The organism is Protofrankia symbiont of Coriaria myrtifolia (assembly GCF_900634755.1).
GTDB classification, from domain to species: Bacteria; Actinomycetota; Actinomycetes; order Frankiales; family Frankiaceae; genus Protofrankia; species Protofrankia coriariae.
Genome location: NZ_CAAAFS010000265.1, coordinates 1 through 10424 on the forward strand (window position 1 = coordinate 1; position 10424 = coordinate 10424).

Sequence of the window (10424 nt, forward strand, 5' to 3'; positions counted from 1 at the left end):
CTGTCACAGCACTGCACTCACATCCTGCAGGTGTGAATCACGATCTTGATCGACCATGCGGACAGCGGGACCGGACGGGCGGGGAACAGGGATCGACGAGATCGTCGCCGATGCTCGCACCGCTTGGCGGGGCGGACGGGGACAGGGCCGCCAGCAGAGTGTTGCCGGCCGATGGTGGTTGAACCAGGCAGGCCTCATGGGTACGCGAAACACCTCGACGCTGGCGATGAGCCCGCTGGTGGCAATCCCGCGCGCACGCGCGGCATGCTGGAGGAGTGGGCGTGGCGTACCAACCGCAAGCGGCAGTCCCGCGCGCACGCGCAGCATGCGCCAGCATCACCTACACCGCCGTCACCGGCCTCGGCAGTCCCGCGCGCACGCGCGGCATGCAGCGCGCACAGCCACGGATCCCACGGTTCCCGGGGCAGTCCCCGCGCGCATGCGTGGCATGCGTCACCGTGGGCCGGCTCGCCGCCGCCAAGGCGCCGTCCCCTGCGCGCATGCGCGGCAAGCGTCACCCCGCCGGGCCCGCCCGACGCGGGCGCAGTCTTCGGACACGGCCGGAGACGCTCATGGCGGGCGCACGTGGACACGGCCGCCGGATCGGACCAGCCCACCATGAACCCTCGCTCCGACAGGCGGCACCCGCCTCCGGGGGGCCTCGGCGTTCGGAATCGACCCAGCCCCCTCAAACAGCCTGCGTGAGGCAGGCCCACCTGGACGAGGGCTCGGCACGAGTACGGGTGGAGCGACCGGCCTGGCCGGTGTGAACCGGCGACGGCGCCGCTGGTGTCAGGCGCCCCGCGGGGTGTCAGGTGCGGGCAGGGGTGGTGACCGGGTGGGAGAGCTGGGCGTCGAGGACGGCGCGGGCCGACACCAGGGACGGTCCGTACCAGGTCAGATGGCGGCCGGAGACGCACACCACCGGGGTGTCCCCGAACGCCTCCGGGCCGTCGGCGGGGCTGAACGGATAAGGCTCGTCGGGCAGCACCACCAGGTCGACGGGCTGCACCTCGTCCAGACGGATCCGGGGATAACGCTGCGCATGATCGGCGAGCACGTTGTCGATCCCGAGCCGGCGCAGGACGTCACCGGTGAACGTCTCCCGCCCCACCGCCATCCAGGGCCGGCGCCACACCGGGACCAGCGCGCTGCGCCGCGGCCCGCGATACGGGGCCGCCCAGGTCGCGCGGGCGGCGGTCAGCCATTCCGGCCGGTCGAGGCGGCAGGCGTCACGCAGCATCCGCTCGAGGCTGACCAGGGCGGCGTCCACGGTGGCCGGCGCCGTCACCCACACCGGGATGCCGGCCGCTCGGAGCTGGTCGAGATCGACCTCCCGGTTCTCCTCGGCGTTGGCGCAGACCACGTCCGGGGCGAGGGAGACGATCGTGGTGATGTCCGGGTTCTTCGTCCCGCGCACGCGGGCCACGTCGAGGTCGACCGGGCGGGAGCACCAGGCCGTCGCCCCGACCAGCAGGCCGGGCGCGGTGTGCGCGATGGCTTCGGTCAGGCTCGGGACGAGCGAGACCACGCGGGTCACCTGTCGGGGCACCGTCACCCCGTTACCGAGATCGTCGATGCCGGGATCATCCCGGCCGCTCGCCGCCGTCACCGTCGCCACCTACCCCGGTCGATTGCCACCTACGCCGGCTGGACCGGACGTCCGTGGCGAAACACCTGATGAAACATTTGCCACAGAACGCCTGCCACAATTTGCTGCTATTTGCCGTTACCCGATGTCACTGAACGTCTGTCACGCGTAGCCCCGCGTGGGATTTGTAGCGTCTGTTCACCGAGATCAGGTTTGCGGTCAGCCCCTCGACGGAGGCCGCGTTACGCAGCTTGCCCGCGTAGATCCCGCGGATGCCGGCGATCCTGCCCGCCAGGGCTGTGACGGTGTCGGTGGCCTGCCGGTCGTCACCCAGGACGAGAACGTCGGTGTCGATCTCGTTGACCGTCTCGTCCTCCAGCAGCACCGCGCTGACATGGTGGAACGCGGCCACCACGGTGCTCTCCGGCAGCAGCGCCGCGGCCTGCTGCGCCGCGCTGCCCTCGGGTACGGGGAGCACGAACGCGCCGCCCCTGTCGAAGCCGAGCGGGTTGACGCAGTCAACGACGATCTTGCCGGCGAGCTCGGCGCGCAGGCCGGTGAGCAACTCGCCGTGGCCGTCCCAGGGCACGGCGACGATCACGATGTCGCCGGCGGCGGCGGCGGTGGCGTTGTCCGCGCCAGTGACGGCCCAGCCGGCCGCGCCCAGCTTCGCGGCGGCCTTCCCGGCGCGTTCGGCGGAACGCGAGCCCAGCACGACCCGGTTGCCGGCGATGGCGAGACGGCGGCCGAGCCCGCGGCCCTGTGGCCCGGTCCCGCCGAGGATGGAGATCGTCAGCAACGAGACGTCAGGTAGATCACCAGGAGAGCCCATGAGCCACATCCTGCCGTATGACCCGTCCACACGGCATTCTGATCGCCGACGGACCGATCATGCGCATCCGCCGCCAGCCGAGGATGCCGACTCCGAAGGAGTGGCCCCGAAACGCCGAAGCACCAACATCATCCGGACCGGCTCTGGCCGGCCCGCTCCGGGCGGCCCGCCCTGGCCGCCGTCCCCGATCCTGCCACCCTGAGCGCTTCTGGCCGACTCGGAGTGTATCCATACGGTTGGGTTCACCCACGGGTACCCCCGGTCACCCGACCCGGGAGCGAATGCGGGACTATGCCTGAACAACGTGACAGCTACGGGCGTTGATCGCCCCGTAGGACGCTGGCGGACGCCGGGGGGCGGGAGTCTTCTCAACAGACGCGGCCGTACCGATCGGACAGAGGAGCGGCGGAAGGTGAACGACGGAAACAATTCCGTGCTTACAACATTTCGCGATCAGGACATAGCGTTGCGTGACATCCATGGAACGTCGGACAACCCCGGCCGCACGCCGTTCGAGGACGGGTCGTACCGTTCCATTCCACGAACAGCTGCGAGATCCACAGAACCAGGCGGGAGAGGTCGAGCAATGGCGGACGTATCGGTTCGCTTCGCGATGACGAACGACAGCGAAGTGGTGCTCAACCTGTCGCTGCCGCAGGCACTGCGCCTGATGGAGGCGATCGCGCGCAAGGTCGGCGAGACGCTCGCCGAGCGCAGCACGCAGGGCGTCGGAGGCGTCGGAGGGGTGCCCACGCCGGCCCCATCCAACGGCATGCCGAGCCTGGGGCCGTACACCCCGTCCTGAGGCCCACGACAGCCCGGCGGACGGCCGGCAGGACAGTCCGACAGGCGGGTGGGTTCCCACCCCATGCGGTGGCCCCACCCGACGGCCGGCCATTCCACCGTGGGCAGGCCAGCGGGCGTGCGCGGGAACGTGTCAGCCCTGGGCCGGCCTGCTGGTGCCCAGCGCCCGGGGATGCGACGTCGCGTACACCTCGCGCAGCCGGTCCACCGTGACCAGCGTGTAGATCTGGGTGGTGCTCACCGACGCGTGGCCCAGCAACTCCTGGACGACCCGCACATCGGCCCCGCCGTCGAGCAGGTGGGTCGCGAAGGAGTGCCGCAACACGTGCGGTGACACGCCCTCCACGCCGGCCGCCACGGCCGCGGTCCGCAGCACCGTCCAGGCGCTCTGCCGCGACAGCCTGGTCCCCCGCCGGGACAGGAAGACCGCCGGGGACGCCCGCCGGCTCGCCAGCACCGGACGCGCCCGGACCAGGTAGGCGGCCAGCGCCTCGCCGGCGTACCGGCCGAGCGGGACGACCCGGGCCCGGCCGCCCTTGCCAAGCAGCCGCACCGACGCCGCGTCCAGGTCCAGGTCGTCGACGTCGAGGCCGACGGCTTCGGAGATGCGCGCGCCCGTCCCGTAGAGCAGTTCCAGCAGCGCGACCGCCCGCAGCTGTCGGCTCCCCTCGGCGGGATCACCGCCGGGACCGCCGGCGGCGGACGTGGACGCGGCGCGCAGAACGGCCACCACCTGGTCGACGGTGAGCGCCCTGGGCAGCCGGCGCGGCGGGGTCGGCGGGCGTACCGGCCGGGAGACGTCCGAGGTGACCTCGCCCTCCCGCGCCGCGAAGCGATGCAGCGACCGGACCGAGACGAGCATCCGCGCCACCGACGACGCCGCCAGCGGCGGGTGCTCGCCGGCCCCCTCCCGGAGGGTCGCCGCGAACTCGGCCACCTCGGACTCGTCCACGTCGGCCAGGGAGCGCACCCCGCGCAGGCTCAGGTGCTCCAGGTAACGGCGCAGGTCACGCCGGTAGGCGAGGACCGAGTTGCGCGCGAGCCCACGCTCGCCCGCCAGATGGTCGAGGAAGCGCTCGACCACGACGGCCGGGTCCCCGGCCACGGGTTCCGGTTCCGGTTCCGGGTCAGCCGGCATGCTCACGTGCGTACCGTGCGTACCGTGCGTACCGTGCGTACCGCACGGGCCCGGTGGGCCGCGGCCGCGGCAGGCGGGCGCCGGTCACCGCCAGGGACAGCACGGTCACCGCCAGAGGCGACAACGGACTCGCCGGCCATCAACCCATCCCTACGCCTGCGCTCGTCATCGATGTGCGTGGCTCGCCATCGACGTGAGTGTAGGTGCCCGGCGGACGGCGTCCGCCCATACCGCGCGGATCACACCCGACTACCTGGGACGACACGCCTCTCGGGGCGATTTGCCAGCCCCTGTCCGTACGTGTAAAGGACTGCGGCTATCCTCACATCTGATGCGGACAGACAGTGGACCGCCACGACACGCCCGGTATCTGCTGGTCGCCGCCGTCGTCATGCTGGCAGTCGGCTGTGGCGGTGGTGCGGCCACCACGGGTGCCCCGGCTCCGCCCAGGGCGCAGTCGTTCGGCCCGACGGGGCAGCCGAGCGGGCCGGTCACCGGCGATCCGCGCCCGGTCGGGTCCGTGTCGCAGGTGGTGGCCACACCGTCCCGGCCGCCGGCCGCCGACCCGACCCGGACGGCGCTGGCAACGGTGCAGGCGTACTTCACGGAGATCAACACGGCCAGTCGGGAGGGACGGGTGGCGGACGTGAGCCTGACAGCCATGCCGGGATGCCAGACGTGCATGCTCGACGTCGGCGTCACCCGCGGTTTCCACGACCGGGGTGGGCACGCCGACGTGGATCCGCTCGCCGTCGGCCCGGTCGTCATGGATCCGCTCGGGGATCGGATCGCCACCGCGCGGACGACCGTGGCGATCAGAGCCGTCCGGCTGCTCGACGCCGCCGGCAACACCGTCCGGACCTATCCCGCCCAGCCGGCGCGCGCCGCCACTGCGACGCTGGTGCTGAGCTCGGCGGGCTGGCGCATCCAGAACGTCCTGTACGCCACGGGGTCGTCGTGACGCGGGCAGCCCCGTCCCCGCACGCGCATCCGCGCCCCAGGTCGCGGCGGCCGGAAGGACCGGGCGGCCATGACCAGCCGGGCCGCGGTCACGCCGGCGGCCGGAACCTTCTGGGACGGCTGGGCCGCGACCGGCACGGGTGGCTCAGGGGGCGCTGGACGCGCCGGCGGCACGGCACCGGCCAGAGCTACGACACCGGCCAGAGCTACGGCCATGGCGCAGGTGCCGGCAGACCGCTGGCGATCGTGCTTCTTGTCGTCACGGCGTCCCTGCTCGGGCTGCTCCCGCCGGTGGTGTCACCCGCCGCCGCGGCACCGGACGGGCGGACCGGCGGCGCCTGCACGGCCCTGTGGGGATACTGCGACACCCGCGCCACCGACAGCGGATACATCTACACCTTCGTCGGCGGACGGCTGCACCGGACGCCCGCGACCGGCGCGGCCCGGCGGGCCGGTGGCGGCTGCGGGGACTGCGTCGTCCCCCTGAACTACTGCAACGTCGGTGACGAGACCACCGACTTCGAGGAACTGCTGTGGGCGACCGCGCCGGAGGCGGCCGCCGACACGAACGCGCTGTGCGACCCGCAACCCGGTGCCGCCCCGACCCTCGCGCAGGTGCAGGCCGCGCTCACCAACTACCTGCGGGAACAGGCGCTGCCCAAGCCCACGCTCGTCGTCGCGCCGAGCGGGCGCAGCTTCGCCAACCTGCCGACGGTGGTGTACACGCCGGTCCCGCCAGCCTTCGTCTTCAACGTCGACCAGCCGGTGCTCGCCACGATCACCGCGGTCCCCCACTACCGGTGGGACTTCGGGGACGGCGCGATCGGCCCGGACTCCCCCGGCCGCCCCTTCGACCCGGCGATCTCACCCCGGGAGCATCCCGACGCCTACGTGTCGCACCCCTACCGCCAGCCCGGCACCTACACGATCACACTCACGGTGACCTGGCAGGGGACGTTCGCCGTGCCCGGTGTCGGGCAGGCGTTCCCGCTGGACCCGGTGGTCCTCGCGGCGAACGCCCCCGTCGTCGTGGACGAGGCCGGCAGCGTCCTCACCGGCAACGACTGAGGTCCCCACCGGCAACGGCTGGCCCGGCTCGCCGGCCGCCGAAGCGCCGGTCGGGCGGCGCGGGCACCACCCGCACAGACACGAATAGTCATGAAACAGGCGCTCCAGGTGTTGGACGGTCCGGCCAGGGGGTGTCCGCGGCGCGCAGGGAGGTGAATCCGCCGGCGCGGGCCGTCGCCGCCGCCAGAATGCCGATCACGGCCATGGCGTTGGTGATCGTCCCGGACAGCACGTCGGCCACCGCCTCGTCGAGATCCACCCGCCGCGTCCGCATGTCGGCCTCCTCGTGGACGCCGACATGCCGCTGCGACGGCGGGATCACCGCCAGCTCACGGGCGAGAAAGACGCGGTACGCCTCGTCGGTCATCCCGGGCGAGGCCAGGACGTCGACGAGCAGGTCCCAGCGGGCGGCCGTGAGATGGGCCTCCTCCGCAAGCTCACGGGCGGCGGCGGTCGCCAGCGGTTCCCCGGGGATGTCGAGGATGCCGGCGGGCAGCTCCCACAGGGGCCGGCGGACCGGGTGACGGTACTGGTTGACCATCACCACCCGCCCGGACTCGTCCAACGCGACCACCCCGACCGCGCCGGGATGCATGATGACGTCACGCTGGGAAACCCCACCGTCCGGCATCCGCACGATGTCCCGGCGGAGCCGGATGATCCGCCCGGTGAAGACGACGTCGGACTCCACCACCTCGTAGCGGTGCCCGCTGTCGGAGCGGTAACCCGCCTCCGCGGCCGGCGTGCCAGCCGCGGGCCCCCCGTCCACAGGCGCCCCGTTGGTGGGCGCCGCGGACGATTCGGCCGGGGGCGTGTTGTCCGTCTGTGGCCCGGCCGCGGGCGCGCTGTCCGCCCGTGCCCCGTCCGGTCCCCGCGCGTCGGGCTCCCCCACCCCGCCGGCTGTCGCACCGCCGGCCTGCGCACCGCCGGCCGCGTTACCGGTTGTCACGTTGCGGGTGGCCATGACGGCACCAGCTCCTCACACTGCACCTCGCCAGGTATCCCCTGGCTGTCCACCATCTCCTGGCCGTCCACGTCCGCGATGCCGTCGGGCAGCTCGACCGGCAGCACCCCGGTGCGCCGCTCGGAGTGCGTGACCGCTGCCGCGGCCAGCGCGCGGAACAGCGGGTGGGCCCGCGTCGGCCGGGAGCGGAACTCCGGATGCGCCTGGGTGCCGACGTAGAACGGATGGACCTCCACCGGCAGTTCGACGACCTCGACGAGCCGGCTGTCCGGCGACGTCCCGGAAATCACCAGCCCGGCCGCGGTGAGCCGGTCGCGGTAGTCGTTGTTGACCTCGTAGCGGTGCCGGTGGCGTTCGTCGACCTCCGCGGCCCCGTACACCCGCCGGGCGACCGTGCCGGGCGCGAGCGTGCACGCATACAGCCCGAGGCGCATCGTGCCGCCCATGTCCCGTTCCCCGGCGACCACGGCCTGCTGGTCGGCCATCGTGGAGATCACCGGATGCGGCGTCTGCGGGTCGAACTCGGTGGAGTTCGCGTCGGTGAGCCCGGCCATGTTGCGGGCCGCTTCGATGACCATGCACTGGAGGCCCAGACACAGGCCCAGGGCCGGGATCCCGTTCGCCCGCGCGTGCCGGAGCGCTTCGATCTTCCCTTCGATCCCGCGGATGCCGAAGCCGCCGGGCACGAGCACACCGTCCACCCCACCCAGGGCGACCGCGGTGGCCTGCGGGGACGAGCAGGTGTCCGCGGGCACCCAGCGGATCTCCACTCGGGCGTCCACCGCGAACCCGCCCGCCCGCAGCGCCTCGGTGACCGACAGGTAGGCGTCGGGCAGATCGACGTATTTCCCGACGATCGCCACCGTGACCAGGTTGGCCGGGCGGTGGACGCGGCGCAGCAGGGTGTCCCACTCGGTCCAGTCGACGTCCCGGAAGGGCAGGCCCAGGCGGCGGACCGCGTAGGCGTCGAGGCCCTCCCGGTGCAGCACCTTGGGAATGTCGTAGATCGAGGCCGCGTCCGGCGCGCCGACGACGGCCTCGTCGTCCACGTCGCACATCAGGGCGATCTTGCTTTTGAGCGCGGCCGGCAGCGGCCGGTCGGAGCGGCAGACCAGCGCGTCCGGCTGCAGGCCGATGCTGCGCAGCGCCGCCACCGAGTGCTGCGTGGGCTTGGTCTTCAGCTCCCCGGAGGGCGCCAGATAGGGCACCAGGCTGACGTGGACGGTCAGGACGTTGTCCCGTCCGACCTCGTGGCGGACCTGGCGGATCGCCTCCAGGTAGGGCAGCGACTCGATGTCGCCGACGGTGCCGCCCACCTCGGTGATGACCACGTCCCAGGCGTCGGTGGCGAGCCTGCGGATCCGGTCCTTGATCTCGTCGGTGATGTGCGGGACGACCTGCACCGTCTGGCCGAGGTAGCCACCCCGGCGCTCGCGGGCGATCACCTGCGAGTAGACCTGGCCGGTGGTGACGTTGGCGCTGCTGTCGAGGTCGACGTCCAGGAACCGCTCGTAGTGGCCGATGTCGAGGTCGGTCTCGGCGCCGTCGTCGGTGACGAAGACCTCCCCGTGCTGGAACGGGTTCATCGTGCCGGGGTCGACGTTGAGGTAGGGGTCGAGCTTCTGCATGGTGACCCGAAGGCCACGAGCCTTGAGGAGACGACCGAGGCTGGAGGCGGTGAGCCCCTTGCCGAGACTGGAGGCGACCCCTCCGGTCACGAAGATGTGCCTGGTCACGTGCGCCTGCGCCACGCTGAGACCCTTCCGTGGGTTGCGCCGGCCGGACACCCGTACCCGGCCGGTCCACGGGATTTCACGGTAACACCCCCGCCCCGGGTCGGGACACGCACGAGACAACTGCCGCCCGCCCGCCATGATCCAACCAGCCCGCCGCCCCGGGGCGCGATCACCATCCGGCCGTCACGTAACCGCACGATCACGCAGTCGACCCGTCTCACGTTCGCCCCGGAGCCCTACCGAGCAGAAACCCACAAAAACACGCGAACACAGTTGTCCGTCACCGTTTCTCGGGCTCCGCCGAAGCTCACGCGGGCGACAGCCCCGCAAGGATCTGAAGGATGTGAATGCGCTGCTGTTGCAGCAGCAGCACCACATTCACATCCTTCATGGCGTGGCCCGGGGGAAGGCTGCGCGGACGGGTGTTCGGAGAACGGGGGAACGGCAGGCGGGCGACAGGCGACGGCCGGGTGGAAGCGGCTGTCAGAGAGCGGAGATGACCTGGTCGTAGTCCAGGCGGGGATGCCGGGGACGGAAGGCGTTCTCCCCCGGCCTGCCGATGTTGATTACCGCGAGTGTGCGCAGCGGTTTGTCGGCGAAGAACTCCCTGTCTATGGCGTCGGCGTCAAGCCCCGTCATCGGGCCGGCCGCGAGCCCCGCGGCCCGGATACCCAGAATGAAGTAGCCGATCTGGAGGGCGGCGTTGAACCGCGCGCTGTGCTCACGGAAGGCCGGCTCGGCGAAGATGTCCCTGGCCGTCGGCAGATGCGGGAAGATCTGTGGCAGGTTGTCGTGAAAGTCGACGTCCGCGGCGACGATGGCCGCCAGCGGCGCGGACCGCGTCTTCGCCTGGTTACCCGGGCTGAGGTGCGCGACCAGCCGTTCCCGCGCCTCGGGCGAACGGACCAGAACGATCTGCAACGGCTGGGAGTTCATGCTGGTCGGCGCCCATTTGACCAGGTCGTAGATGGCGCGGATCTGCTCGTCGGACACTGGTTCGTCGCTGAAGGTGTTCGCTGTCTGGGCCGTGTGGAACAGCAGGTCCGCGGCGGCGGCGTCCAGCGCCAGGGCGGCGCCGGCGGAGGCGTCTGTGACGGTCATGAAAGTCAGGACTCCTGATGGTCGGGGTCGTCACGGGTCCGGCATCCCAGGCCGCTGGGCACCCGGTCACTGCTCGTGCCGGGCGCCCAGCGGCATCACAGGACACTACTTGAACGCACAACCACATCCGCGGCATCCCCACGCCGCTGCGACCCTCACCCCGCGAGTGGTCCGCGTCGGGTTCGCCCTGCTCCGCGGCGCCTTCATCCCCACGACCGGTTTCCCCACGC

10 protein-coding genes are annotated in these 10424 nt (G+C 71.9%); 3 read left to right on the top strand and 7 right to left on the bottom strand.

The features are described 5' to 3' along the window. Positions 1–811: 811 nt before the first annotated feature. Both CM1CMNOD_RS14970 and npdG read right to left on the bottom strand, forming a co-directional pair. A complete protein-coding gene (locus tag CM1CMNOD_RS14970; RefSeq protein ID WP_013874440.1) occupies positions 812–1612 on the bottom strand; it encodes a helical backbone metal receptor in 801 nt (266 codons plus the stop codon). Between the two features lie 127 nt (positions 1613–1739). Continuing rightward, positions 1740–2423: an NADPH-dependent F420 reductase gene (npdG, locus tag CM1CMNOD_RS14975; protein ID WP_013874441.1), complete on the bottom strand. Its 684-nt coding sequence runs from the start codon at positions 2421–2423 to the stop codon at positions 1740–1742. 586 nt (positions 2424–3009) lie between these two features. Between npdG and CM1CMNOD_RS14980 the strand changes: the two genes are divergently transcribed. Beyond that, positions 3010–3228 carry a hypothetical protein gene (locus tag CM1CMNOD_RS14980; protein WP_013874442.1) on the top strand — a complete coding sequence of 73 codons (219 nt, stop codon included), beginning with the start codon at positions 3010–3012 and terminating at the stop codon, positions 3226–3228. A 132-nt stretch (positions 3229–3360) separates the two neighbouring features. On the opposite strand, the gene CM1CMNOD_RS14985 is transcribed toward CM1CMNOD_RS14980, so the two are convergent. Then, positions 3361–4365, bottom strand: a complete 1005-nt coding sequence (locus CM1CMNOD_RS14985) for a site-specific tyrosine recombinase XerD (RefSeq protein ID WP_050803563.1) — start codon at positions 4363–4365, stop codon at positions 3361–3363. A gap of 2 nt (positions 4366–4367) precedes the next feature. Then, the gene (locus tag CM1CMNOD_RS21885) at positions 4368–4505 is read right to left on the bottom strand and encodes a hypothetical protein (protein ID WP_157491033.1); all 138 of its coding nucleotides are present in this window, start codon (positions 4503–4505) and stop codon (positions 4368–4370) included. A 191-nt stretch (positions 4506–4696) separates the two neighbouring features. On the opposite strand from CM1CMNOD_RS21885, the gene CM1CMNOD_RS23220 reads away from it, so the two are divergent. Together CM1CMNOD_RS23220 and CM1CMNOD_RS14990 are read left to right on the top strand one after the other, a co-directional pair. Then, on the top strand, positions 4697–5326 hold the full coding sequence (locus tag CM1CMNOD_RS23220; RefSeq protein ID WP_013874444.1) for a hypothetical protein: 630 nt from the start codon (positions 4697–4699) through the stop codon (positions 5324–5326). Then, entirely contained in the window at positions 5323–6393 is a 1071-nt protein-coding gene (locus tag CM1CMNOD_RS14990; RefSeq protein WP_013874445.1) for a PKD domain-containing protein, read from the top strand. Before CM1CMNOD_RS23220 ends, CM1CMNOD_RS14990 begins: the two co-directional genes overlap by 4 nt. 88 nt (positions 6394–6481) lie before the next feature. Here the strand turns inward: CM1CMNOD_RS14990 and CM1CMNOD_RS14995 are convergent, their stop codons facing one another. The 3 genes from CM1CMNOD_RS14995 to CM1CMNOD_RS15005 all read right to left on the bottom strand — a co-directional run bounded on the left by CM1CMNOD_RS14995 (position 6482) and on the right by CM1CMNOD_RS15005 (position 10194). Next, positions 6482–7087, bottom strand: coding sequence for an NUDIX domain-containing protein (locus CM1CMNOD_RS14995; protein ID WP_043606788.1), 606 nt, complete (start codon positions 7085–7087; stop codon positions 6482–6484). A 251-nt stretch (positions 7088–7338) separates the two neighbouring features. Beyond that, positions 7339–9108: a CTP synthase gene (locus CM1CMNOD_RS15000; RefSeq protein ID WP_083828314.1), complete on the bottom strand. Its 1770-nt coding sequence runs from the start codon at positions 9106–9108 to the stop codon at positions 7339–7341. A 468-nt stretch (positions 9109–9576) separates the two neighbouring features. Next, entirely contained in the window at positions 9577–10194 is a 618-nt protein-coding gene (locus CM1CMNOD_RS15005) for a malonic semialdehyde reductase (RefSeq protein WP_013874448.1), read from the bottom strand. Positions 10195–10424 lie beyond the last annotated feature (230 nt).

What these genes read in the sequence shown, in the direction of transcription:
- CM1CMNOD_RS14980 (WP_013874442.1), top strand. Translation starts at nt 3,010, where the DNA reads ATGGCGGACGTATCGGTTCGCTTCGCGATGACGAACGACAGCGAAGTG.
- CM1CMNOD_RS14985 (WP_050803563.1), bottom strand. Translation starts at nt 4,365, where the DNA reads ATGCCGGCTGACCCGGAACCGGAACCGGAACCCGTGGCCGGGGACCCG.
- CM1CMNOD_RS21885 (WP_157491033.1), bottom strand. Translation starts at nt 4,505, where the DNA reads ATGGCCGGCGAGTCCGTTGTCGCCTCTGGCGGTGACCGTGCTGTCCCT.
- CM1CMNOD_RS15005 (WP_013874448.1), bottom strand. Translation starts at nt 10,194, where the DNA reads ATGACCGTCACAGACGCCTCCGCCGGCGCCGCCCTGGCGCTGGACGCC.
- CM1CMNOD_RS23220 (WP_013874444.1), top strand. Translation starts at nt 4,697, where the DNA reads ATGCGGACAGACAGTGGACCGCCACGACACGCCCGGTATCTGCTGGTC.
- npdG (WP_013874441.1), bottom strand. Translation starts at nt 2,423, where the DNA reads ATGGGCTCTCCTGGTGATCTACCTGACGTCTCGTTGCTGACGATCTCC.